At 69.2% G+C, this 26,347-nt stretch carries 12 protein-coding genes and 1 pseudogene; 5 read left to right on the top strand and 8 right to left on the bottom strand.

Annotated features, from left to right (window positions below; all coding sequences use genetic code 11):
* The first annotated feature begins 18 nt into the window (after positions 1-18).
* Complete coding sequence (locus ACFZCD_RS22375; RefSeq protein ID WP_391833480.1) at positions 19-1,131, top strand: C40 family peptidase; 1,113 nt, start codon at positions 19-21, stop codon at positions 1,129-1,131.
* A gap of 98 nt (positions 1,132-1,229) precedes the next feature.
* The gene (locus ACFZCD_RS22370; protein WP_391833478.1) at positions 1,230-1,760 is read left to right on the top strand and encodes a hypothetical protein; all 531 of its coding nucleotides are present in this window, start codon (positions 1,230-1,232) and stop codon (positions 1,758-1,760) included.
* A 53-nt stretch (positions 1,761-1,813) separates the two neighbouring features.
* Here ACFZCD_RS22370 and ACFZCD_RS22365 read toward each other — a convergent pair whose 3' ends face one another.
* Positions 1,814-3,916 (bottom strand): tachylectin-related carbohydrate-binding protein, encoded by a 2,103-nt coding sequence (locus tag ACFZCD_RS22365; protein ID WP_391833476.1) that lies wholly within the window; start codon positions 3,914-3,916, stop codon positions 1,814-1,816.
* A 516-nt stretch (positions 3,917-4,432) separates the two neighbouring features.
* On the opposite strand from ACFZCD_RS22365, the gene ACFZCD_RS22360 reads away from it, so the two are divergent.
* On the top strand, positions 4,433-14,065 hold the full coding sequence (locus ACFZCD_RS22360) for a DNRLRE domain-containing protein (protein ID WP_391833474.1): 9,633 nt from the start codon (positions 4,433-4,435) through the stop codon (positions 14,063-14,065).
* 32 nt (positions 14,066-14,097) lie between these two features.
* The gene (locus tag ACFZCD_RS22355; protein WP_391833472.1) at positions 14,098-14,568 is read left to right on the top strand and encodes a DUF4265 domain-containing protein; all 471 of its coding nucleotides are present in this window, start codon (positions 14,098-14,100) and stop codon (positions 14,566-14,568) included.
* Positions 14,569-14,653: 85 nt separating this feature from the next.
* Here the strand turns inward: ACFZCD_RS22355 and ACFZCD_RS22350 are convergent, their stop codons facing one another.
* Positions 14,654-15,733, bottom strand: coding sequence for a hypothetical protein (locus ACFZCD_RS22350; RefSeq protein WP_391833470.1), 1,080 nt, complete (start codon positions 15,731-15,733; stop codon positions 14,654-14,656).
* 142 nt (positions 15,734-15,875) lie between these two features.
* Here ACFZCD_RS22350 and ACFZCD_RS22345 point away from each other — a divergent pair, with 142 nt between their 5' ends.
* Positions 15,876-16,250 (top strand): NTP pyrophosphohydrolase, encoded by a 375-nt coding sequence (locus ACFZCD_RS22345; RefSeq protein ID WP_391833468.1) that lies wholly within the window; start codon positions 15,876-15,878, stop codon positions 16,248-16,250.
* Positions 16,251-16,309: 59 nt separating this feature from the next.
* Here the strand turns inward: ACFZCD_RS22345 and ACFZCD_RS22340 are convergent, their stop codons facing one another.
* The 6 genes and pseudogenes from ACFZCD_RS22340 to ACFZCD_RS22315 form a co-directional block, all read right to left on the bottom strand.
* Positions 16,310-17,812: an amino acid permease gene (locus ACFZCD_RS22340; protein ID WP_391833466.1), complete on the bottom strand. Its 1,503-nt coding sequence runs from the start codon at positions 17,810-17,812 to the stop codon at positions 16,310-16,312.
* A 342-nt stretch (positions 17,813-18,154) separates the two neighbouring features.
* Positions 18,155-20,107, bottom strand: a complete 1,953-nt coding sequence (dxs, locus tag ACFZCD_RS22335) for a 1-deoxy-D-xylulose-5-phosphate synthase (RefSeq protein ID WP_391833464.1) — start codon at positions 20,105-20,107, stop codon at positions 18,155-18,157.
* A 412-nt stretch (positions 20,108-20,519) separates the two neighbouring features.
* Positions 20,520-21,836 (bottom strand): sugar ABC transporter permease, encoded by a 1,317-nt coding sequence (locus tag ACFZCD_RS22330; RefSeq protein WP_391833462.1) that lies wholly within the window; start codon positions 21,834-21,836, stop codon positions 20,520-20,522.
* 152 nt (positions 21,837-21,988) lie between these two features.
* A pseudogene (locus ACFZCD_RS22325) lies at positions 21,989-22,789 on the bottom strand (ATP-binding cassette domain-containing protein); the annotation flags it as partial.
* Between the two features lie 11 nt (positions 22,790-22,800).
* Positions 22,801-23,907, bottom strand: a complete 1,107-nt coding sequence (locus ACFZCD_RS22320) for a substrate-binding domain-containing protein (protein ID WP_391833460.1) — start codon at positions 23,905-23,907, stop codon at positions 22,801-22,803.
* 193 nt (positions 23,908-24,100) lie between these two features.
* The gene (locus ACFZCD_RS22315; RefSeq protein WP_391833992.1) at positions 24,101-25,282 is read right to left on the bottom strand and encodes an ROK family protein; all 1,182 of its coding nucleotides are present in this window, start codon (positions 25,280-25,282) and stop codon (positions 24,101-24,103) included.
* Between the last annotated feature and the right edge of the window lie 1,065 nt (positions 25,283-26,347).

Genomic DNA, 26,347 nt, shown 5'->3' with positions numbered 1-26,347 from the left:
CCCCCGGAGCACAGCCCCATGACGAAGGACACGACGAAGGGCACGACGAAGGACCGGAAGCGGGCCCGGAAGAAGGGCCCGGCCGGCCGCCACGCCCTGCACACCCTGGTCGTGCTCGGCCTGCTCGGCACCAGCGCGTACCTGACGGTGGAACTGCGCGAGAAGCAGGACGGCACCGCGCCGCCGGTGCAGTCCGTCTCCGGCACGGCCACCGGGCACGCGTCCGGCGGCAAGCCGGCGGCGGGCGAGCGCCGCTTCGAGCGGCTGACCGCCCCGGCCCGCACGGTCGTGCGCGCGGCGGACGGCGGCGTGCTCGCCACCTTCACCGACGGCGCCCGCACCGCGGTCCTCACCGGCGCGAGCCGTACGTTCACCGAGCCGAAGTACACGGACGCGAAGGTGACCACGGACAGCTGGGTCCGGTTGCTGCCGGAGGCGTGGAAGGAGGGCTCCGAGAAGGCGGCCTGGTTCAAGGACTGGTTCAGCAAGTCCCTGGGCAGCAAGGACCCCGACGTCTTCGCCTTCGCCATGGAGTACCTCGACGGCGCCCCGCAGAAGAAGGACGCCCAGGGCGTCCCGTACTCCGGCGACGCCCAGTTCGGCCCGCTGAACCCCACCGGCTCCGCGGCGGGCGACCTGCGCCTGGAGCAGTCCGACTTCTACGACTACCTGGGCATCCCGTACCGCTTCCGCGACGGCACCGTCGAGCGGCCGGAGGCGGCACGCTTCCGGGCCATGGACTGCTCGGGCTTCGTCCGCACGGTCTTCGGCTACCGGGCGCGCTACCCCCTCATGGCCAAGGACGCCAAGGGCGACGGCCTGCCCCGCACCGCCGACGGCATGGCCCGCCTCTCCCCCGGCGTGCCCGTCCTGGAGCTCACCGGCAAGCGCCCCGACGCCATCGACAAGCTGCAGCCGGGCGACCTGGTCTTCTTCGAGATCGACAAGCGCACCGGCGAACGCCTCGACCACGTCGGCATCTACATGGGCCTCGACACCGACGGCAAGCCCCGCTTCATCTCCAGCCGAGAAGAAGCCAACGGCCCCACCTTCGGCGACAAGGGCGGCACGGCCCGCCTGGACGGCAACGGCTTCTACGCGACGGGGCTCCGGAGCGCGAAGAGGCTCTGACGCGGTCTCAGCTGCAAGGGGTGCAAATATTCCGTTTGCCGGAACTCCGTGTCAGACTTGCCCGGTTCACAGGTGGTTCGCGAGAGAAGTGTGAGACTGTGCCCGAGCAGGTGAAGTCCTCGTCCGGAGAGCGGAGCGCAGGAGAACGGATCAGCCGTGCGGCTCGTAGCGCCGGCACGCGGCTGTGGTCGACCCGCAAGCGCCGGCTGACGACGATCGGCACGTCGGCCGCCCTGGTGGCCGCCGCCGTCACCGGCGTCCTCGCCTTCTGGGACAGCGACCCCGGCGCGGAGCCCGGCGCCAAGGGCGCTCGCAAGCTCGTCATGGCGTACATCGACGCACTCGCCGACGACGACATGCGCGAGGCGTGCCACCTGATGCATCCCAAGGTGGTCTCCTCCATGGCCGAGGCCGACGGCGGTTGCCCCGGGGCCATGCGCGCCCAGATCGGTAACCGGCTCAGCAGCAAGGAACAGCGCAAGGTCGGCGACATCGACGTCCACGCGGCGCGGGTCGAGGGCGGGGGCAAGGTTGCCCGCGTTGAGGTGAGCGCAGGGGCGCAGGGCGCCAGGAAGAGCACCGTGACGGTGGAGCGCATCGACGGGCACTGGCGCATCCTGGAGGACTGAAGGCGAGCCGTGCGACGAGTGGGGCGGGAGGTGTTCCTCCCGCCCCACCACCGCTACCGGCCTTCCTTCACCACGGGCTTGCCGTCGCGGGACTTGGCGACGACGCCGCCGGTGAACACCGGACCGGCCGGAACGCTGCGCTTCGGCCTGACCAGGGACCGGGGCTGGGCGCTGCCGCCGTCGGCCTCGGAGAGCCAGTACATCCGCTCCAGGCCCTGGGTGTCGATGTAGAAGACGGCCCACTCACCGTTGTCGAGCTGCACCACGGCCGGGTCGGTTGCCGCCTGCTTGGGAGCCACGAGGCTCCAGCGCCCGAACTCGCCGTCGGGGGTGAGCTGACGGGCGTAGTAGACATAGCCCTTGTCGTCCCGGACGACCACACCGAGTGACTTGTCCTGGTTGACGGCAACAGCAGGCGAACCCGTGGTCTTCACACCCGGCAGGACGGTCCCCTGGCCGAAGAAGCCGTTGAGCGGGAGCTTGGTGTCGGCGTCGGCCTTGGTGGACTCCTTCGCCGTCCAGATCTCTCCGTCCTTGGTGCGGGCGAACGCCGTCACCTTGCCGTCGGCGCCGCGCGCGGCGGCGGGCGTCCCGCCGAGGCCGCTCACGTCGGAGGCTCCCCAGACCCACCAGCCCTCGCGCTTGGCATCCGCGCGGTTCATGCCGAGGCGCCCCTGCTTGTCGATACCGAGGATGAAGGGGCGATCGGCGGTGACGTCCACCGAGACGGCCTGGCCCGCCCCGGCGAAGGACGACTTCTCGTACCCGGCGGGCATGGAGGAGTAGGCGTCCCGGGTGCGCCACGGAATGAAGTTGTCACTGTTCGAGCTCTGCTGGTTCAAGTACCACATCCTGCCGTCGCGGTCGAAGGCGTGGACCGCGACGATGCCCTGGGGGTTCCTGGTGACGGTGGGCGCGGCGGTGAAGTCGCCGCCCAGGTCCTTCAGCGCGGACCAGGTCCCGCCTGCTTGGCGCTTGGTCATCCAGACGTGGCCGTCCTTGCCGAGGGCGAAGGCCATCGGGGTACCGTCCGCCTGCTCCATGACGACCGGCTGGTCGACGAAGTCCCGCGCGCCGGCCACGGTGCTGTAGGCCACGGTGCCCAGGTCCTTGGGATCGCGCTGGACACCGTTGATCAGCCATCCGCGCTCGTCGACATAGAACTGCTGGATGAGTTTGTCACTGCCCTGCCGGATCGCAGCGGGCATGTTGGGCCGCGGAGCGACGGGGGGCTTCACGGGCTGGGCCGGGACCTTGCAGGCGTCCGTGGACACGGATATCCCGTAGTACGTCTCGAAGTTCCAGCCGGCCTTGCGGCGGCCGGTGTCGACCCAGGCGGCGGCGTTGACGTCGTAGCGGTACCAGAACAGCGAGCCGTCGGTGTGCAGGGCGTAGAGGGTGCCGCCGCCCGCGGAGCGGATCTCCCGGATCTTGTCCCAGCCTGCCGTCCAGGCCGGACTCTTGATCTCGAGCCACTGCTGGGTGTCGACGTCGTAGCGGTAGCGGTACAGGTCCCCGCCCTGGCGGGCGAAGAGCAGGCCGTCGCCCGCGGCGACGACGAGGTTGTACCCGCCCCAGGTGCCGGTGTCGATCACGCGGCCGTTGCCGGGCATCGGGGCCCCGGTCTTCTCGTCGTAGCGGTACAGCCGCAGGGTGCCGTCGTCGTGGACGGCGAAGATGTTGCCGCGCTCGTCAATGGTGACGCGGTTGCGACGGCTCGCACCGTTGAGGAAGTTCCCCCAACCGCTGTCGATCTTCTCGCCCGGAGGCGTGCCCCAGCTGTTGGTGACGGGATCGTAGCGGTGGCGGTACAGGCCGCCGTCGGCGTTGATGCTGTAGATCCAGTTGCCGGGACCACCGAGGGTGATGCGGGGAGCGCCCCAGCCGCTCCCGTCTATCCGCTTGCCGATGACGGGCCAGTTGAACGACCCCTGTGCGGCGTCGGCGTGAGAGAAGAAGTCCAGCTTCCCGTCGGGGGCCGCGCCGTACAACTGGACCGGGCGGCAGCTCACCTGTGCGGACGGGGCGGGAGCGGACGGCACGGCGTCGGCCATGGCCGTGGGCGCACACACCAGTCCCAGCGGCAGGGCCGTGACGACTGCGAGGGTCAGCGCCGCCACACGGGCGGCGGACGGGCGGGGGCGTCTCAGGGGCATCGAGGGGCACTTTCTGACGGGGCGACAAGGCCCGGGCCGGGGCCGAGGTCCCGACCGGAGGACGGCGGGGCGGGATGCATGTAATCACACCCCATGTACCGATCTTTGGGTAGTTACCCTCGATGAGCGTTGATAGCGGCAAATCACCCATAATCCCCGTTCGTGACTTCAGAGTGTAGTCACCATCTTTTTAACTCGCCCTGCGTCTTGCATGCCTGATCTTTACTCAGATAAAACTTCGTCTCAATGCCCGCCATCTCGTGGTTGTGGCTTCCCTGTGGCGATCTATGCCCATATGACGATGCATGTCCATATGCCGGCTCGCCACGTCCGGTCGATGGGTGGGGTGTTTTCTCCGTGTTCCTTGGCAGTCGGCGCGCCGGATCATCCGGTGCGCGTCGCCGCCGTGGTGGCTTCAGGCACCGCGGCTTCTTCGCCACCAGACCGGGTGCGCGCCGGGCCGTCGCGGCCACGGCCGCCATGCTGGTGTTCACCGCCGCAGCACCCTCGGAAGCCGTGACCAAACCGGCGTCCGGTCCCTCGCTGCCGGGCGTCAAGGGACACACCAAGCGCCCTGACGGGCAGCGCTGGGGCAGTGCGGCGGATCTCGACCACCTCGACGGCGCGTCCAACCCGGTCAAGTCCCGCGGCCCGCAGACCCTGCACGGCAAGTACGCCGTGGAGCACCCGGAGATACCCGCGGCCACCGCCCGGAACGAGGCCAGGGTCGTGGCTGCCCCCGGTAAGGAGGTCAAGGGCTACGACCCGAAGAGCAGCAGCGAGATCACCGGCAAGCGGTCGGAGTTCGAGCGCACCTTCAGCAACCGGGACGGCTCGCAGACGACCCAGTTCTCCAAGGAGCGGCTGAACTACCGGGCCGCCGACGGCAACTGGAAGCCCATTGACTCCACGCTCGTCCGCACGGGCGACGGCAACACGAGTGGCTGGCGCAATGCCGCCGACAACCTCGACATCCGGCTGGCCGCACAGGCCGACGCCAAGGACCTGGCCCGGCTCGTCGTGGACGGCGACCACGAGGTCTCCTTCGGCCTCGACGGAGCGCAGCGCTCGGCCGGCCGGACCGACGACAAGAACAAGTCCGCGATCACCTACCCCGACGTCCTCAAGGACGCCGACCTGGAGCTGATCTCCAGGCCCGGCGGCCTCAAGGAGGTCATGGTCCTGCGGTCCAAGAACGCGCCCCGCAGCTGGCTCTTCCCGCTGCGTACCAAGGGCCTCACGGCCTCCATGGACAACGGCGACGTCGTCCTCAAGGACGCCGAAGGCAAGCAGCGCGTGCGGATTCCGCACGGCTACATGGAAGACTCGAAGGTCCATCCGGAGTCCGGAGACGGCGCGATATCCACCAAGGTGGACTACCGTCTCGTCAACCACGCCGGCGGACAGGCGCTGCGCGTGGACCTCGACGGCGACTGGCTCTCCGCACCCGAGCGCACGTTTCCCGTCCGGGTCGACCCGCCCATGGTGGAGCCCGTCGGCGCCTCGTCGAGCATGTACGTCGAGAAGTCCGGCGGGAACAACTGGAGCTCCGGCTCCGAGGACACGCTCAAAGTGGGCGCCGTGAGCGACGGCGGCACCAGCCGGGCCGCGAGCTACCTCGCCTTCCCGAACGTGGCCTCCAAGCTGCGCAACCACAAGATCTTCGGCGCCTCCCTCAACGTCCTCAACTACTGGTCGGCCTCCTGCCGGCCCCGTGAGGTGAGCGTCCATCCGGTCACCGAGGCGTGGACGGCCGGCAAGGGCCACACCTACCCCGGGCCCTCCTACGGCTCGAAGATCGCCGGCTCCTCCTTCGCCCACGGCTTCATCGGCGAGGGTCAGTCCAGCTCGGACTGCCCCGCTGCGTGGGAGGCCATGGACCTCGGCTCCAAGGGACGCGACCTGGTCGAGGAGTGGGCCAACGGCACCCGGCCCAACTACGGCCTGACCCTGCGCGGCTCGGAATCCGACACGTCGAGCTGGAAGAAGTTCTCCAGCACCAACAGCGCCAACCCGCCGTCCCTCTACGTCACGCACTCGCCGTACGACGCCAAGTACTCCGTCGAGCGCGCGAACCCCGAGCCGCCCGTCACCCGGAGCCAGGACGGCAAGGTCAAGATCAAGGTGACCAACCTGGGCGCCGAGACCTGGACCCCCAACACCTACGAGCTGGGCTACCGCGCTTACAAGGGCGGCAAGCTCGTCAAGGAAGTGTCCGCGGCGCAGCTCCCCAAGGATGTGCCCCACGGTGCCGGCGTCACCCTCGACGCGACGATCCAGAAGGGTGACCCGGGCGAGTTCCTCATCGACTTCTCGATGATCCGCAAGGGTCTGGGCTTCTTCACGGACTACAACATCGCACCGGTCCGCCTCGGCCTCAACGTGCTGGCCATCCCGCCGGTCGTCGACACCTTCCACCCGGCCAACGGCTACCAGTCCCAGACGCTCGCGCCGGAGCTGTGGGCCAACGCCCGGGACATGGACAAGACCGGCCAGACGCTGCAGTACCGCTACGAGGTCTGTGAATCCGGCAAGGACGGCAAGCTGAAGGACTGCTTCTTCTCCGACTGGTCCCCCGATCGCAGCTGGGTCGTTCCGGCCGGCAAGCTGCGCTGGTCCAAGACCTATCTGTGGCGCCCCTGGAGCAGGGACAACGCGGCCGTCAGCCCCGAGCTGCCCTACACCACCCTGCTGACCGCGGTGCCCCAGCCGGCCATCACCTCGCACCTGGCGGGCTCGCCCTACGGTTCCTCGGACAAGCCCTTCGACCCGCAGGTCGGCAACTTCGCCAGCTCTGCGGTCGACGCCTCGGTGGCCACCGTGGGCCCGGACCTCACCGTGGCCCGCACCTACAACAGCCTCGACCCGTCCACGAACCACATCTTCGGCGCGGGCTGGGCCTCGCGCCTCGACATGAAGGTGACGCCGGACGACGACGGGACCGGCAATGTCGTCCTGACCTATCCGGACGGCCAGCAGGTCCGGTTCGGTCGCAACCCCGACGGGTCGTTCGCCGCACCCATGGGCCGTGACGCCGTCTTCACCGCCGTCAAGGACGGCGGCTGGCAGCTCACCGACAAGAACAGCGTCCGCTACGCCTTCCGCGCCGACGGCCTGCTCGGCACGGTCACCGACGCGAGCGGCCTGACCCAGACCTTCACCTACACGGACGGCAAGCTCGTCCAGCTCCGCAACGAGGCCAGCAAGCGGAGCCTGTTCTTCCAGTGGACGGGCGAGCACATCACCGCGGTCGGCACCGACCCGCTGCGCACCAGCCCGCTGACCTGGACCTACGAGTACGAAGGCGACAAGCTCACCAAGGTCTGCTCCCCCGAGAAGACGTGCACCCGATACGAGTACGCCAAGGGTTCGCACTACCGCAGCGTGGCCCTGGACTCCGGCCCCTACGCCTACTGGCGCTTCGGTGAGGACGGCGACGACGCCGTCAGCCAGGTCACTGTCAACCAGGGCAAGGACCAGGCCCGGTACGTCAACGTCACCCACGACGCCGCCGGCCCCCTGAGCGGCACCTCGGACGGCGCCGCCACCTTCAACGGCACCTCCTCGCGCATCGACCTGCCCGAGAACCTGCTGAACCTGCAGCGCAACCTCGCGGTCAGCATGTGGTTCCGCACCTCCGGCAGCGGCGTGCTGCTGAACTACCGCTCCGACAAGCACAACGACAGCAACGACGGCACCAGCGCGCCCGTGCTGTACATCGGCGCGGACGGCAAACTGCGCGGACAGTTCCGCATGGGCCGCATCTCCCCCATCACCACGGGAACCGCCGTCAACGACGGCCAGTGGCACCAGGTGGTGCTGTCCTCGGACGGCACCCGGCAGACCCTGTTCCTGGACGGCAAGCGCCACGGCACCCTGGACGCACCGGTCGACCACGGCAACCAGCGGTTCGCCGAGATCGGCTCCGGCTACGCCTACGACTGGCCGTCCCCGCCCGCCAAGGGCGCGGTCTACTTCAAGGGCGACATCGACGAGGTCGCCGTCTACCACAAGCCGATCGGCACCGCCGCCGCGCAGGCCCTCTACGTCGCCCGCGGGCAGGCCGACCAGCTCACCAAGGTGACGACGCCCGGCGGCCGCACGGCCGTGGAGGTCTCGTACGACACCTCCGTGGACCGGGTCGACAAGCTGACCGACAACAACGGCGGCCAGTGGCAGCTGGGGGTCCCGGTCACGGGTCTGTACGGCAAGGAGCTCATCCGCACCGTCCAGGTGACCGACCCCAAGAACCGCCGGCACTTCTACGACTACGATCCGCTGGCCGGGCGCGTCATCCGCTACGTCTCGCCGTTGCGCGACAAGCCGGTGGAGCCCGCGAAGCCCAAGCCCACCGTCTCCGCGAGTCCCGGCACCGAGGGCGGCATTTTCGAGGGCGGTGTCGTCGGCGACGGCAACCCCCCGCTGGACTACCCCGACCCCGAGTTCGTCGGCGGCGCGATCAACGCCATGGGCGTCCGCAGCTTCGGCTACGACGACAAGGGCTTCCAGAACCGGGTCATGGACGAGAACGGTCATGCGATCGACATGACCTACGACGACCAGGGCAACATCGCGACACGCAAGACCTGCCGCGACCTCGGTGACTGCCAGACCACGTACTACAGCTACTACTACGACGAGAAGAACCCGGTCGACCCGCGCAACGGCAAGCTCAGCGAGTCCCGCGACGCCCGCTCGGCGAACGCGACGGACAACACCTACCGGACGACGTACTCCTACGACGCCCGCGGCGAGCTGACCGAGCAGACCGCACCGGACGGCCGCAAGGCCACCCGTGTCTTCACCACCGGATCGGACCCCGCCTTCAACAACGAGGGCACCGCTCCGGCCGGCCTGCTGGCGTCCATGACCGACGCCAAGGGCAAGACGACCAAGTACACCTACTTCGCCAACGGCGACCTGGCCGAGACCACCGACCCGGCGGGCCTGGTCACCCGCTACACCTACGACCGGCTGGGCCGCAAACTCACCGAAACCGACGTCAGCGACTCCCAGCCCAAGGGCGTGACCGTCAGCTACACCTACGACGGGCTGGGCCGGACGGTCACCACGACCAAGCCCGGGGTCAAGAACCAGATCACCGGGGTCACGCACACCGCCCTCACCACCATCGAGTTCGATCCGGACGGCCTGGTGCTCCGCTCCGAGGTCGCCGACACCACGGGTGGCGACCCCACCCGGGTGACCCGCACCGAGTACGACGATTCCGGCCGCCCGGTGCGGGTCACGGACGCCGAAGGCTCCGAGACCAGCTTCGGCTACGACGACCTGGGCAACCGTGCCTGGCAGGTCGACCCGAGTGGTACCCGGACCGAGTACACCTACACCCCGCGCAACAAGGTGGCCGAGGTACGGGTGCGCGACTGGCGCGGAGACCCGGAGGAGGCGCCCAAGGACGCCGACGAGAAGGTCCTGGTGACCGACTCCTACGCCTACGACATGGCCGGCCGCCTGACCCGGCACGCCGACGCCATGGGCCGTGTCCGAGCCTTCAGCTACTACGACGACGGCCTCAGCAAGTCCGTGCGCGCCCTCGGCGTGCGCCAGCCGGACGGTTCCACCCGCGACGTCGAACTCGAGCAGAACGTCTACGACGCCGTCGGCCACCTGACGCGCAAGACCACCGGCAACGGCACCACCGTCACCGCGTACGCCTACGACGTCTCGGGCCGTACCCAGACGATCACGACGGACCCGGGCCGGCTCGACCGCAAGGTCAGCTACTCGTACGACGACGCCGACAACGTGACGCGCGTCGTGCACACCGGCAAGAGCTCCAACGTCCCGTTCTCCAGCAGCAGCTCCGAGGTCGTCGACTACACCTACGACGGCGCCGGCCGGGAGCTCAGCGAGACCACGCTCAACGGCAAGGAGCGGCTGACCACGACCTTCAAGCGCGATCAGCGCGGTCTGCTGCTCGCGGAGACCGAGCCCCGGGGCAACGCCGAGGGCGCGGACCCGGAGGCGTTCACCACGACGTACACCTACGACGAGCTCGGCCGTCAGGTGACCGTCACCGAACCGGCCGCCGACGTGGAGAACGGCGCAGGCGACGCCCAGGCGGTCAGGACCCGCCCGACCACCACGACCGGCTACAACGCCTTCGACGAGGCGACCCAGAGCAAGGACCCGCAGGGCCGGGTCTCCTCCGTCGCCTTCGACAAGGCCGGCCGCCCCACGGCCAGCACCTCTCCCTCCTACACCCCGCCCGGCGCGTCCGAACCGATCACGCCGGTGAGCCGCAACGAGTACGACGCGGCGGGCCGGATCACCGCGACCACGGACGCGCTCGGCAACGTCCAGCGATTCCGCTACGACCAGCTCGGGCGGATGGTCCAGCGTGAGGAGCCGCGCGCCTCGAAGCTGCTCGGCCTGGTGACGGAGCCCGGCAAAAACGTTCCGGCAGGTGCCGGTGCCGTGTGGTCCTACACCTACTCCCGCACGGGCGAGACCCTGTCCGTGACGGACCCGACCGGGGCCCGCACCGAGAGCACCTACGACGACCTCGGTCGTCAGCGCACCGCGACCGCGGTGGAGCGCAAGTCGGACCAGACCCGCTACTTCTCCACCACCTTCACCTACGACGATGCCGACCGGCTCGTGGCGCAGACCGCGCCCAGCGGCGACACCACGCGCTTCACGTACGACGCGCTCGGCCAGCTCACCGGCACCGAGGACGCCGCCGGCGTGAAGACGCAGACCGGCTACGACATGGCCGGCCGCGTCATCCGCAACAGCGACGCCCTGGGCCGCACCGTGCGCCAGGACTACGACCAGGCGGGCCGGATGACCGGTCAGCTCTGGCTGGACAAGGACGACCGCCCGCTGCGCGACCGCAGCTTCCGCTACGACCAGGCGGGCAACCTCTCGGCCTCCACCGACGCCAAGGGCAAGAGCACACAGTTCACCTTCGACCCGCAGAACCAGCTGGTGAAGCAGGTCGAGCCGGTGAGCGCGGGCAAGACGATCACGACCAGCTTCGGCTACGACGCCAACGGCAACCGCACCCGCTTCACCGACGGCCGCGGCAACACCACGCGCTACACCTTCAACACCCTCGGCCTGCCCGAATCGGTGATCGAGGCGGAGACCAAGGACCACCCGGCCCCGGCCGACCGCACCTGGACCACGTCCTACGACGCCGAGGGCAACCCGGTCCAGCTCACCGAGCCCGGCAAGGTGGAGCGCCGACGCACCTTCGACCCCAGCGGCCTGCTGCTCCAGGAGACCGGAACGGGGGCCGAGGCCTCAACGCCTTCCCGTGTCTACGAGTACGACGCGGCCGGCCGGATGACCTCCGCCAGTGCCCCCAAGGGGGCGAACGTCTTCGAATACAACGACCGTGGCCTGCTGACCTCCGCGAAGGGCGGCTCCGGCGACGCCACGTTCGGCTACGACGAGAACGGTCGTCTGCTCACCCGGGTCGACGCCGCGGGCACGGCAGTGTTCGGCTACGAGAACGGCCGGCTGAAGTCCGTCAAGGACGCACAGTCGCAGCAGCTCTTCAGCTACCGGTACGACAAGTCGGGGGCGCTGGAAGGCGTTGACTCCCCCGGCCTGAACCGCACCTTCGGCTATGACTCGCTGGGACGCCAGGTCTCCGACGTCACCAAGTCCACCGGGGGGACGACACTCACCTCGTTCGAGTACGCCTTCGACGACAACGACCGCGTGGTCTCGAAGAAGACCACCGGCACGGCCGACGCGGGTGAGCAGAAGTACGCCTACGACGACGCCGGCCGTCTGACCTCCTGGACCGACAAGGACGGCAAGACCACCGGCTACGCGTGGGACGACGCCGGAAACCGCATCCAGTCAGGCGAGCGGAAGGCCACGTACGACGCGCGCAACCGGATGCTGACCAACGGTGAGGCCACCTACAGCTACACCCCGCGCGGCACCCGGAAGTCCTCCACGACGTCCGGCCTGACCGAGGAGAGCCGTTTCGACGCCTTCGGCCAGCTGGCCAAGCAGGGCGAGATCTCCTACCAGTACGACGCCCTGGGCCGCCTGGTCGACCGGGACGGCACCCAGCACACCTACGACGGTCTCGACGACGAGGTCGTCACCGACGGCCGCGGCGTCTACAGCCGCGGGCTCAACGGCGAGCTGGTCTCCATCACCCAGGACGGTGCCACCCGCCTGGCGATGAGCGATCGCCACGGCGATGTCGTCGGCACGCTGGACGCCAAGGACACCGACCCGAAGAAGCTCACGTCGTCGACCGGCTTCGACCCCTTCGGCCGCACCACGGCCAGCCAGGGCGACAAGGTCTCCATCGGCTACCAGGGCGACTGGACCGACCCGTCCACCCAGCAGGTCTCCATGGCCGCCCGCTGGTACGACGCCGACGGCGGTTCCTTCATCTCCCGCGACAGCTACAACCTCGACCCGACCCCTGCGTCCATCCGCGCCAACGCCTACACCTACGGTGACGGCGACCCGGTGGACAACACGGACCCGACCGGGCACTGGAGCCTCCGGGGCACCCTGAAGAAGGTCGGACGGAAGATCGCGTCCGCCGGCCGCGCCATCGCGCAGACGGCCACGCAGATCTACCACTACGCGGAACAGCAGGTCACGCGGTTCTACCACTACGCGGAGCGAATGATCTCCTCCGGCGTCAACTGGGTCCGGGAGAAGGTCTCGTCCGGCGTACGGTGGCTGGGCAACAAGGTTGCTTCCGGAGCGCGGTACATACGCAACCAAGGCGCACGGATCTATAAATCCGCGGCCCAGATCTACCGCGAGAGCAAGCGCTACATCAGCGACACGGCACGGGCGGCGAAACGGTACGCCGCCACCCACAACCCCATACCGGTCCTGGCCAAGGCACTTCGCCCGGTCTACGCGGGCATGAAGATGGTCGTCGCTGCAGCGGCCCACGCACCGGCGCTGATCGTCCAGGAGACCAAGCAGGTCGTCCAGGACGTGGCCAAGGTCGCGACCGAGGTCACGAAGATCGTCGCCGACGTGAGCGCCAAGATGGTCTCGGCCGTCGACACCGCGATCACCGCGGTCTCGGAGTTCGCCCAGACGGCGGCGCCCTACCTGAAGGCGGCGCTGGACTTCGCGGCCGAGGTCACGGGCGTCAACGACGCGATCGCATGCGCGACGAAGGGCGACGTCGAGGCGTGCCTGTGGACCGTAGCGACGGTCGGCAGCATGTTCGTGCCGGGCGCCACGGCAGGCGTCCGCGGCGCGAAGGCGGCGCGGGCCGGCATGAAGATGGAGCACGCGGCGAAGACGGCGTTCGTCTCGGAGAAGGGCGCGACCACCGCGGGGAAGGGCGCGCAGGCCGCGGAGAAGGCCGAGGACCTGGCCGGCGCCACCTGCAAGGTCCCGAACAGCTTCACTCCGGAAACCCCGGTGTTGATGGCCGACGGCACGACCAAACCCATCAAGGACGTCAAGGCCGGCGACAAGGTCCTGGCGACCGACCCGACCACAGGAAAGACAGAAGCCCGGCCTGTTGACGACGTCATCGTCGGCAACGGCGAGAAACACCTCGTCAACTTGACGGTCGACACCGACGGCGACAAGGGCGACGCAACCGGCACCATCAACGCGACCGAAGGCCACCCGTTCTGGCTGGAGGACCAGAAGACCTGGGCCAAGGCCGGCGAGGTCAAGCCTGGAGCACTGCTCCGGACTTCGGCAGGCACGTGGGTCAAGGTCACGGCAACGCGCGCGTGGACGGCCGTCCAACAGGTATTCAACCTGTCGGTCAGCGGGATCCATACCTTCTACGTCCAGGCTGGTGCGGCAACTACACTAGTTCACAATGACTTGTGCCAGCTCCGCCCCGGGTTCGTGGCCAAGGATAATCGTGGGGGCGCACCCGGCTCTCGTGCCGGAAAGGACTTCACTAAAGCAGGTAAGGACGAAGTTATCCAGCGAAATGCACAGAAACAACCAGATGGAATCGCACGTTGCGAGAACCCTGGATGCCAGGTCGAACTGGAGCGTGCAGTGAAGTCCCAAAGCGGCGTAAAGCCACCCGGCAACGAGGCCCAGGTCGACCACATCGACCCGAAGGCACACGGCGGTTCCGGGGATCCATCAAACGGGCAGGCCCTATGCCGGGACTGCAACAGATTGAAGAGCGATGGACCACAGCCCTGGTAACAGGATTCAAAAAGACCGCACGAAAGGCTCCAATGACCGCCGGAAGCAGCGTTGTGCATATTCATCTCAAGCGGGAGGGTGACTGGCCTCCCGTCGCGTACGAAGAAATCAGTGCAGCGCCTCTGGGCTCCCACCGTTTCCGGCTGACTCGGCCACCGCTCTTCGCCAAGCGACTGGCAGCAGGTGACACCGTCCGAGTCGTTCACCTCGGGAACCCTGAACTTCCATGGGTTGAAGAAGTCATGGAATGGGGTGGGCACTCCACAGTGCGGGTGATCGTCCTCGAGAAGAATGGAACGTCAGGAGAGCAGAGACTGCAGGAATCTGTGAGTGCACTCGGAATGACCGCCGACCGCACGAGGTTTGACGGATTGTTCGTGATTGACGTTCCCGCCGACGTTGATTACGCAGAGCTGCGCGCAGTACTGGACGAAGGCGAAAGCCACGGCCTGTGGGAATATGAAGAGGGAGCTGTCTCGGCACAACACGACTCACAGCTCTAGCGGATGGCAAGGGTTGTGCAACAGGTGTACCGGTCGCACAACCCTTGCCATCTACTGTCAGAATCCACAGAGCCGAACTATCCAATTAGGCCCGAAGCCACTCCCCCAGCGCCAACCCTGGCTCGTCGGCCCGCTGGCGGGCCACCCGCAAGTGGCCGTCGGCACCGAGCACAGCCACCGTCACGCGGCCGTTCGCGTCGAGGGCCAGCGCCGGCGCGCCCGTGAACTCCTCGCCCGTCTCCGACCACTGCGCCGCGAGCGTCTCGTCCCCGCTGGGGCATACGGCGACGGCCGGCAGCCCGGAGGCCGCTCGCTGGGCCAGCACCGTGCACTCGTGCCCGTCGAGGACGGCGTGCAGCACGGCGACCGGGCCGCTGCCCGTGCCGCCCACCGAGACGGTGGCCGGCTCGGCGTCGGTGCCCTCGGCGGACGCCTGTTCCGGCGCCAGGGTCCGCAGGCTCCCGTCCGCCGCGTCCCGCCAGAAGTGCGTGATGCGGTCGTCGCCGGTGACCCCGGAGGCGGAGGATCCGGCCGCGGGCTTCGCGGGGACGTTGAGCACGCGCCGCACGGGACCGCCCGCCTCGTCCTGCCGCCAGCGCAGCACGAACTCGGCCGCGGGGGCGATGAGTTCGACGCGCCCGGCGGGCGTCGCGACGGCGGTCAGCCCTTCGAGGACGTGACTGCCCTTCATGTCGGTCCAGGGGCCCCAGATGCCGCGGGCGTCCTGCCGCCGTCCGCACACCCCGCCGCCGGCGTTGCGCACGAAGACGTGCAGGCCCGCGGAGTCCACGGCGGCCGCGGGCACGCCGATCTGCTCCGAGCGCTGCCGGTCCTGGCCATGGGGCGAGCCGAGCGAGCGCCAGTTCGTGGGCGGCCGGCCCGACTGGAACTGGGTGGCGTAGACGACGTCGGTCTCGGTCTGCCCCTCGACGTCGCGGCGCCGCAGGCCGACCAGGGACACGTAACCCTTCGGGCCCTGCGCTATGGACAGGCACGGCTCCAGGCCGGGCATCTCCAGCAGCTCCGGGCCCGTCCACTCCGGGCCGCCGGGCCGGGTCTCGGTCCAGCGCACGACACCGCCCTCGGCCGGTGCGTAAGCCGTCAGACGGCCGTCGCTCCCCCTCAGTAGCCAGCCGGTGACCGGGGTGGCCGTACGCACTGCCATGACTCGCTGCCAGCCTTTCTCACATGCGGCTCTCGCACCGGCCTCGGTCGCGCTGCGCTCGGAGCCCGTTCGTCGACCCTCGACAATAACATCGTGGCCGGTCAGGGCAGCCGGCCGCAGTGGGCGTGCGAGGCTGGTGGGTATGAGCGCTCTTCTCGTCGTGGACTCCGCGAACGTCGTCGGCTCGGTGCCGGACGGCTGGTGGCGCGACCGCCGCGGCGCGGCGATACGGCTGCGGGACCGCATCGCCGCCTGGGCGGCGGCCGGGGAGCGGGCACCGTTCAGAGACGCGCCGGAGGTCGTCCTGGTGGTCGAGGGCGCGGCCCGGGACGTCGGCTCGGTGCCGGGCGTGCGCGTGGAGCGGGCCGCCGGCAGCGGCGACGACACGATCGTCGACGTGGTGGCGGCCCGGACCCCGGGGCGGCGCTGCGTGGTCGTCACGGCCGATCGCGAGCTGCGGTCACGCGTCACCGCCCTCGGCGCGGAGGTGGCCGGACCGAGCGTGCTCCAGCCGTAGGCTCCCGCCGTAGAAACGGGCCCGCCGGAGAACCGGGGCGCCGGCGGGCCCCGCCGGGGCTACGGCACCCGGCTGTGCCGCCTCCCGTACGCGAAGTAGAGGACGAAGCCGAGGACCATCCAGGCCGCGAACCTCAGCCACGTCTCGGCGGTCAGATTGAGCATCAGCCACACCGACGCGACGACCGACAGGACGGGCACCAGCGGCACCAGCGGGGTGCGGAAGGCGCGCGGCAGGTCGGGCCGGGTGCGGCGCAGGATGATGACGCCCAGGGCCACGACGACGAACGCGAAGAGCGTACCGATGTTGACGAGTTCGGCGAGGACGTCGATCGAGGTGAAGCCGGCGAGGACGGCGACGACCAGGCCGAGCAGGATCGTGGAGCGGTAGGGCGTGCCGAACCTGGGGTGAACGCGGGAGAAGATCCGCGGCAGCAGCCCGTCGCGGCTCATCGCGAAGAACACCCGGCTCTGGCCGAGCAGCAGGATCATGCAGACGGTCGTGAGGCCGATGGCGGCGCCGAAGCTGATGAGCCCGGCCCAGAACGGGTGCCCCGTGGCCTTGAAGGCGTCGGCGAGCGGGGCGTCCGTGGACAGGTCGCTGTACTTCTGCATGCCGGTGACGACGACGGACACGGCCACGTAGAGCAGCGTGCAGATGGCGAGGGAACCGAGGATGCCGCGCGGCACGTCGCGCTGCGGGTTGCGGGTCTCCTCGGCGGCGGTGGCGACGATGTCGAAGCCGATGAAGGCGAAGAAGACCACGGCGGCGGCCGCGAAGATGCCCATGACGCCGAAGTTCGACGGGGAGAAGCCGAACATCAGCTGCACGAGCGGTGCCTGGATATCGCCGCCGGCGGTGGTGCTCTGGGACTTCGGAATGAACGGCTCGTAGTTGGCGCCGTCGATGAAGAAGGCCCCGACGACGATGACGATGAGGACGACGGTGACCTTGATGGCGACCACGACGGTCGTCACGCGCGAGGACAGCTTCATGCCGAGGACGAGGATGGCGGTCAGGACGAGGACGAGGGCGGCGGCGAGGACGTCGAAGCCGAAGCTGCCCCCGTGCGTGCCCTGCAGGCCCACGGGCAGGTGCCAGCCCGCGTTGTCCAGCAGCGAGCGGATGTAGCCGGACCAGCCGACGGAGACCACGGCGCAGCCGAGCGCCAGCTCCAGGACCAGGTCCCAGCCGATGATCCAGGCGGGCAGCTCGCCGAGGGAGGCGTACGAGAAGGTGTACGCGGAGCCGGCGACCGGCACGGTGGAGGCGAACTCGGCGTAGCACAGCGCCGCGAGCCCGCACACGACGCCGGCGAGGACGAAGGCCAGCGCGACCGACGGGCCGGCGTTCTCCTTGGCGACCTTGCCGGTGAGGACGAAGATGCCGGTGCCGATGACGACGCCGACGCCGAAGACGGTGAGGTCGAGGGCGGTCAGGGACTTCTTGAGCGCGTGCTCGGGCTCCTCGGTGTCCCGGATGGACTGCTCCACCGATTTGGTACGGAAGACCCCGCGCCTGCCGCCGCGCTCTCCGAGAGGTTGCTGTTCGCTCGTGCTCATCGGCCCACCTCCACCTGCTCGCATCTCTTGGCCGTCGCCCACCATGAACTGAGCGAGTGTCCGCGATGATCCGGGCCGGACAGGGGCCTGACCGGCCACCATCAACAGGATTCACCCGATGGGACGCACGGGTCCATATGCAGACGGACCGCCCGGACCACCCGGATAGGGGGTGCTCCGACCGGCCCGTAAAGAGCGGCGCCCGCGCCCCTTGAGGGGCGCGGGCGAGCATTCGCCCCGTAAGGGGCGCGGGGAACTGCGCGATCAGCCACAGCGGACCCGCAGCCGACCAACAGCCAAAGGCCCGCACCGCGGGAAGGCGCCGCAAGGGCGGGCGAAGCCCTAGTCCCGCGCGGGCTCCACGGCCGCCTCGGAGGCCACCTCGGACGCCGCCGCGGGCGCCTCCTCAAGCCGCCCATCCAGCTTGGCAACAAGCCCCGTCACCTGACGCGCAATGTCCGGCGCGGTGAGCCCGATCTCCGCCATGACCTCCTTGCGGGAGGCGTGGTCGAGGAACCGCGGCGGAATGCCGAAGTCGCGCAGGGGCAGGTCGACGCCCGCGTCGCGCAGCGCCTGGGCGACGGCCGAACCGACGCCGCCCACACGGCTGTTGTCCTCGACGGTGACGACAACACGGTGCTCCGCGGCGAGGCCCGGCAGGGCCTCGTCGACCGGCTTGACCCAGCGCGGGTCGACGACGGTCGCGGAGATGCCCTGCTTGTCGAGGAGGTCGGCGACCTCCAGGCACATCGGGGCGAGGGCGCCGACGGAGACGACGAGGACGTCCGGCCTGACCGTGCCCTCGGCGGGACGGCGCAGCACGTCCATGCCGCCGACGCGGCCGACGGCCTCGACGGCCGGCCCGACGGTGCCCTTGGAGTAGCGCACGACCGTGGGCGCGTCCTTGACGTCGACGGCCTCGCGCAGCTGCGCACGCACCTGGTCGGCGTCGCGCGGTGCGGCGATCCGCAGGCCGGGCACGACCTGCAGGATCGACATGTCCCACATGCCGTTGTGCGAGGCGCCGTCGTCGCCGGTGACGCCGGCCCGGTCCAGGACGAAGGTCACGCCGCACTTGTGCAGGGCGACGTCCATCAGCACCTGGTCGAAGGCGCGGTTGAGGAACGTGGCGTAGACGGCGAAGACCGGGTGCAGGCCGCCGGTGGCCAGGCCGGCCGCGGACGTGGCCGCGTGCTGCTCGGCGATGCCGACGTCGTAGACGCGCTCCGGGAAGGCCTTCGCGAACTTGCCGAGGCCGACCGGCTGCATCATGGCCGCCGTGATGGCGACGATGTCCTCGCGCTCCTTGCCGAGCTCGACCATCTCGTCGGCGAAGACGGAGGTCCAGCTGGCGCCGGAGGAGGCGACCGGGAGGCCGGTGTCGGGGTGGATGGCGCCGATGCCGTGGAAGCGGTCGGCCTCGTTCTGCTCGGCGTGCTTGTAGCCGCGGCCCTTCTGGGTGAGGCAGTGCACGAGGACGGGGCCGCCGAAGCGCTTGGCGCGCTGCAGGGCGGACTCCAGGGCCTCGATGTCGTGGCCGTCGATGGGGCCGACGTACTTCAGGCCCAGGTCCTCGAACATGCCCTGCGGGGCGATGAAGTCCTTGAGGCCCTTCTTCGCGCCGTGCAGCGTCTCGTAGAGCGGCTTCCCGACGACCGGGGTGCGCTCCAGGATGTCCTTGCCGCGGGCCAGGAAGCGCTCGTAGCCGTCCGTGGTGCGCAGGGTGGCGAGGTGGTTGGCGAGGCCGCCGATGGTGGGCTCGTAGGAGCGCTCGTTGTCGTTGACGACGATGACGAGCGGGCGGTCCTTGGCGACGGCGATGTTGTTCAGCGCCTCCCAGGCCATGCCGCCGGTGAGCGCGCCGTCACCGATGACGGCGACGACGTGGTCGCTCTTGCCGAGGACCTGGTTGGCCTTGGCGAGGCCGTCGGCCCAGCCGAGCACCGTGGAGGCGTGGCTGTTCTCGATCACGTCGTGCGGGGACTCGGCGCGCGAGGGGTAGCCCGAGAGGCCGTCCTTGGCGCGCAGCTTCGAGAAGTCCTGGCGGCCGGTGAGCAGCTTGTGGACGTAGGCCTGGTGCCCGGTGTCGAAGAGGACCTTGTCCCTGGGCGAGTCGAAGACCCGGTGCAGGGCGATGGTGAGCTCGACCACGCCGAGGTTGGGCCCGAGGTGTCCGCCGGTCTTGGAGACGGCGTCGACGAGGAAGGTGCGGATCTCCGCGGCGAGCCGGTCGAGCTGCTCCGGGCCGAGCCGGTCCAGGTCGCGCGGTTCCCTGATGCGGGTCAGCAGGGCCACCCGTGCCTCCTCTTCGTCGAGCTGTCGGCTGTAGAAGCGTGTGTAGATGTGCGTGCGTGCGGATGCGTGTGGAAACGCTTGCCGGAGCGTCCGGAACGTACGGCCGCCGGTGGAGGCCTCCGATCCGGTATCCGGCTGGATCAGTCGAGTCTAATGTTCCGCCCGCGGTGGCGATGAACGGGTGATGCGACCTGCATCACGCGAACGGGTGTACGGGCTCCCAAACCGGCCGAAAGGGAACGGGCACACGGGTGGGGCCCGGCCTGTGCAGGCCGGGCCCCACCCGTGCGTACAGATGAGCGTTTCGCCGGGGCGTTACGCCCGGGCATTGCGCCTGAACGTTACGCCCGGGCATGGCGCCCGAGCGCCGAGCCGGAGCGATACGCCCGTCCGGCGGTCTCAAGCCGGAGCGCTACGCCCGTCCGGCGGTCTTCTGCGTCCGCCGCGAGACGGAGTCGATCACGACGGCGGCCAGCAGCACCGCGCCCGTGATCATGTACTGGACCGCGGAGGCGATGCCCAGCAGGGCCATGCCCGACGCGATCGACTGGATCACCAGCACGCCCAGCAGGGCGGACCAGGTCTTGCCGCGCCCGCCGAAGAGGCTGGTGCCGCCGATGACGGCCGCGGCGATCGCGTTCATCAGCAGGCTGCCGGCGCCGGAGGACTGGTTCGCGGCGTTGATCTGCGACGCCAGGAACATGCCGCCGACGGCCGCCATCGTCCCGGAGAGGGCGAAGACGGAGATCCGGACCGCCGCGACGTTGATGCCCGCGCGGCGGGCCGCCTCGACGCTGCCGCCGAGGGCGAAGACCTTCCGCCCGTACGGGGTGCGGCGCAGCACCAGGTCGAGCGCCACGACGACCCCGAGGAAGATCACCACGGCCAGCGGCAGGCCCTTGTACTGGTTGAACAGCCAGGCCACCACGTAGGCGGGGACGGCCAGCGCGGCCGTGCGGAGCACGATCTCGCTGAGCGGCCGGCTGGGCACGCCCGCGGCCTCGCGGCGCCTGCTGTCCCGGAAGGACACCAGGAAGAACGCGGCCACGGCCACCGTCGCCAGCCCGTACGCGGCGGCGACGTCGCTGAAGTAGTGGTTGGTCAGGCCCGCGACCAGCCCGGAGTCGTCCAGGTTGATCGTTCCGTTGGACCCCAGGACCTGCAGCATCAGGCCGTTCCAGCCCAGCAGACCGGCCAGGGTGACGACGAAGGCGGGCACGCCGATCCGGGCGAAGAAGAAGCCGTGCAGGGCACCGATGACCGCGCCGGAGAGGATCGCCAGGACGAGCGCGAGCCACTCCGGCATGCCGTGGTTGACGTTCAGCACGGCGAAGACGGCGGCCGCGAGCCCGCTGACCGAGCCCACGGACAGGTCGATCTCGCCGAGGATCAGCACGAAGACGATGCCGACGGCGATCAGGCCGGTGCCGGCGGCGGTGACGAAGAGGTTGTTCAGGTTCTCCGCGCCGAGGAAGGCCGAGTCCCGCAGCTGGAAGACCAGGGCGATGACGATCAGGCCGACGATGACGGGGAGGGAGCCGAGCTCGCCGCTGCGCAGCTTGCGCCGGAATTCGCCCCAGTAGCCGGCGAAGCCCTCTTGGCGGACGAGGAGGCGGGGGTCGACGGCGGGGACGGCGTCGTGGGCGGCGGCCTGGCCGTTGGAACCATTCGAACCGTTGGAACCATTGGCGGCCAGCTCGGTGGACGACGTAGGCAGTTCGGTGCTCATGCGCCCGCCTCCTTCTCGGGCTTGTCGGCCTTGACGGCCTTGTCGGCTTTGCCGGCCTCGGCGGGCTCGGCGGGCTCGGCGTCCTGAGTGGTCGGAGCCGCCTTGGCGGCACCGGCGGCCTCCGCCGCCCCCATGGCCTCCGTAGCCCCCGCGGCCTCCGCGGAGCGGGCCCGGCGCCGGGTGACAGCGTTGTCCGTCGCACCCGTGATCGCCGAGATGATCTCTTCCTGGGTGGTGCTCGCCACCGGAAACGTGCCGTTGTTGCGGCCGAGGCGCAGCACCGCGACCCGGTCGGCGACGGCCTTGACGTCGGCCATGTTGTGGCTGATGAGGATGACGCCGAGGCCGCGCTCACGCAGCCGCTCGACCAGGTCGAGGACCTGTGCGGTCTGCTCGACGCCGAGCGCCGCGGTCGGCTCGTCCAGGATGACGATCTTGGGCTCGCCGAGCAGGGAGCGGGCGATGGCGACGGTCTGCCGCTGCCCGCCGGAGAGCGAGGCGATGGGGATCCGGACGCTGGGGATCCGGATGGACAGGGTGGAGAGCAGCTCACGGGCGCGGCGCTCCATCTCGACCTCGTCGAGCACCCCGGCGCGGACGATCTCCCGGCCGAGGAAGAGGTTGCCGACGACGTCGAGGTTGTCGCAGAGCGCGAGGTCCTGGTAGACGGTCGCGATCCCGAGCTCCTGGGCGGCGTGCGGCCGGTCGACGGTGACCGGCTTGCCCTCCCACTCGATGACGCCGTCGTCGGCGGGGCCGACTCCGGCGATGGTCTTGACGAGGGTGGACTTGCCGGCGCCGTTGTCGCCGACGAGGGCGACCACCTCACCGGCGTGGATCTCCAGGTGGACGTCGGTGAGCGCCTGGACGGCACCGAAGCGCTTGGAGATCCCGCGCAGCGCGAGGACGGGCGTGGCGCCGGCCGTGGCGGCCTTCGCGGTGGTGGCGGACATCTGAGATATCCCTACTTCAGACCGGCGGAGTCACACTGCGCCTTGTACTTGTCGGTGCAGATCTCGTCATGGGTGAAGAACCCTTCCTTGCCGACGTACTGGGCGATGTCGCCCTTGGTCAGCGCGAAGGGGGTGACGATGATCGAGGGGATCTTCTTCTCGGTGCCGCTGTCCACGGCGGACTTGGCGATGCCGTCGAGCTTCTTGCCCTGGGCCAGGGCCACGGCCATCTCGGCGGCGGCGTCGGCCTCGGGCTTGTAGGGCTTGTAGACGCTCATGAACTGCTCGTCGGAGAGGATCCGCTGGACGGCGGAGAGCTCGGCGTCCTGGCCGGTGACGGGCGGGAGCTTGTCGAAGCCCGCGCTCTTCAGGGCGGTGATGATGCCGCCGGCCATGCCGTCGTTGGCGGAGTAGACGCCGACGATGTTGTCCTTGCCCAGCGAGGAGATCGCGCCCTTCATGTTCTCGTTGGCGTTCTCCGGCTTCCACTCCTTGGTGTCGTACTCCTTGCCGATCTTCACCTTGCCGTCGAGGACGGAGTGGGCGCCGTCCTTGTACATCTTGGCGTTCGGGTCGGTGACGGAGCCGTTCATCATGACGATCTGGCCCTTGGAGGCGTTGTCGCCGAGCTCCTTCAGCAGCGATTCGCCCTGGATCTTGCCGACGCGCTCGTTGTCGACGGAGGTGTAGGCCTTGACCGGCCCCTCGGCCAGCCGGTCGTACGCGACGACGGGAATTCCCTTGTCGTTCGCCTTCTTCACCGAGGAAGCTATCGACTTCGCGTCCACGGAATCGACGATCAGCGCGTCGACCTTCTTCGTGATCATCGTGTCGACCTGCTGCTGCTGGACGGAAGCGTCCTGCTTGGCGTTCTCGTAGAGGACGACGGCGTCCGCCCCCGCCAATTCCTTGATCTTCTTCTCGATCAGCGGCTTGTCGAAGCGCTCGTAACGTGCGGTCTGGTTCTCCGGGAGGAGGAGCCCGATGGTGAGCGGGCCCTTCTTCTCCTTCTTGGACTCCCCGCCACCGGCTTCCTTGGCGCTGCCACAGGCGGCGAGCCCGGCGGCCATCGACACGGCCGCAACGGCCACGGCTGCACGACGCAGATTCGTGTTCACTTCAGAAACCTCCCTGACGAGGCCGCGTCGTTGCGGCCGAGGTGGCTGGAAGTCAACTCGGCCGCCGGAGCACCGTCAAGAAGTAAATCCCTAACGAGACGGCAACGATGCCATTCGTTATCTACGTGAACTCAAGATGAGTTCCAGCCGAATGCGCTCCGGCGGCCGGACGCCCTCGGGCAGGCAACGGGGATCAGGCCGGAACGGGTGCGTCCAGCAGGGTGGAATCACCCATCTCGCTCAGTACGAGGGCGAGCGCGCCCAGCACCTCGGCCCGGCCGCCGAGCGCCCCGGGAACGACCTCCAACTGCCGTGCGGCGCTGGGGATCGCGTACCGCGAGACGGACTCGCGGATGGGCGCGAGCACCAGCTCGCCGGAGTCGGCGAGATCACCGCCGAGCACGATACGGCTGGGATTGAGGAGATTGCAGAGGTTGGCGACACCGCTCCCGATATGCCGCCCGACGTCGGAGATCACCCGGCGGCAGCCGGGGTCCCCCTCCCGCGCGAGCTGGACCATCCGGGCGACGGTGAGGTCGGCTCCATGAGCCGAATGGAGCAGGGGCAGGACGTACCGGGCGGCGGTGAAGGTCTCAAGGCACCCGCGGTTCCCGCAGCGGCACACGGGCCCGGATTCATCGAGCGTGATGTGCCCGATTTCCCCCGCGGTGCCCCCGGGCCCCCGGTAGATCTGCCCATTGATGACGAGCCCGGCTCCGACACCGCTGGCGACCTTGATGTACGCAAGATCGGCAGCCCCGCGCCCGGCGCCCCACACGAGCTCACCGAGGGCGCCGAGGTTCGCGTCGTTGTCGACGTGCACGGGCACGCTGAGCCGTGAGGCCAGCTCGTCCCGCGGATTGGTCCCGGCCCAGCCCGGCAGAATGGCGGTGGATCCGAGCGTTCCGGTCTCGACGTCGATGGGCCCGGGCACGCCGAGCCCCACCCCGATGATCTTCCCGGGATCGATCCCCGCATCCTTGATCAGCCGCTTGACCAGGTGCTCCGCCCGGTCCAGGCCCTGCGCGGCGGAGGCATCCACGTCCAGCGGCTCGGCCTCCTCGGCGAGCACCCGGTGAGCGAGGTTCCCGACGGCGACCCGCAGATGCGTGTGCCCGAAGTCCACGCCGACGACGATCCCGGCATCGCCGGACAGCGACACGCTGCGCGCCCGCCGCCCCCCGGAGGAGGTGGGCGTGACCTCGACGGTCCCGCCCTCCTTCAGCTCCCGCACGATGTTGGAAACGGTCGCGGCCGACAGTCCGGTGGTCCGGGCGATCTCGGCCTGTGTGAGCGACCCGGCCGTCCGCACCGCACGCACGACCCGCTCAAGGTTGGCCCGGTGCAGCGACGACTGCGACCCCGGAGTCTCCACGCCCATCCACTCCCGCCTAGCCGGCAACGGCACGCCGGCCGTCCCCGTACCGGACCACAGCTCTGGAGCCCGGCATCCATACAACATATGAACTCTAAGCTGAGCCGTCCGGCGGATCCCCCGTCAAGGCCCGGAACCACATCGAGGCCACCCTGGTACGGAATGCCTCCCAACAGGACCGGCCGATGTGCGGGAGGCCTCAGCCGCGGGCCGCCATTCCGGCAACGAGGGAGAGCACTCCTTCGATCTTGCCCCTGATCTTGATCTTGCCCTTCGGAATCAAGGTCAAGATCATCCGTGAGGTCAGTTTCCACGGTCGGGCATCGGGCATGATCGGGAGCCCGCATGACCGGCACGTGCATGACGGGCAACCATGCGCCACCCCCCTGATCACTCACCCTTACTTAAGGACGGCCACCGGAGGCAGGCGCGTGCAGCCAGCCATAGTCACCGCGAAGAGCACCACACGGGCACGTACCCCGGAGAACGTTCCCGCCACCGTGCAACGCCCCACGTCATCGGACGGAGTGAACCAGCAAAACTGGTAAGCACAGGAGTTCACAGCCGGGAACCACCCACTCGGACAGCCCTTCGCTGACAAAATCAGCGCGCACGGCGCACAGTTCGGGAATCGCCTCCCTCTTGCATCCATCGGATGCGGTCTCGATATGTCATGACGGTTTGACAGGCGCCCTACCCCATCCACTGTCCACTGGACCGGCAACTCTCGGCCGACGGCGCCGAGGCCAACGGATCGACAGGACTCGGGGACCCGCACCAACCTGACCGCTCACTCCGATCGGCTAGCCATAAGGCGCTCATTGCCGCGTACATGACACTATGTCAGGTGTATCACCCTCCCGCCCGTGGGTCCGTTAACGACTCAGACCGTATGGTATGTTCACCCGCATCGCCTGCCGCTCCACCGCAATTCATGGTTACGGCCGCAGGAGAACCGCGGAAGGATCCCAGGACTGGCAGACCGATCCGAGACCTTCTGTGCACCCGACAGATGACCCAAGCAGTCCTCGCCTTCGTGAATGCCGACGGCAAGACCCCGCACAT

The sequence above is a fragment of the Streptomyces sp. NPDC008001 genome (genome assembly GCF_042958085.1).
Classification (GTDB): Bacteria; Actinomycetota; Actinomycetes; order Streptomycetales; family Streptomycetaceae; genus Streptomyces.
Note: the sequence above shows the minus strand (reverse complement) of the source record. Positions and strands in the feature narration are given on the sequence as shown.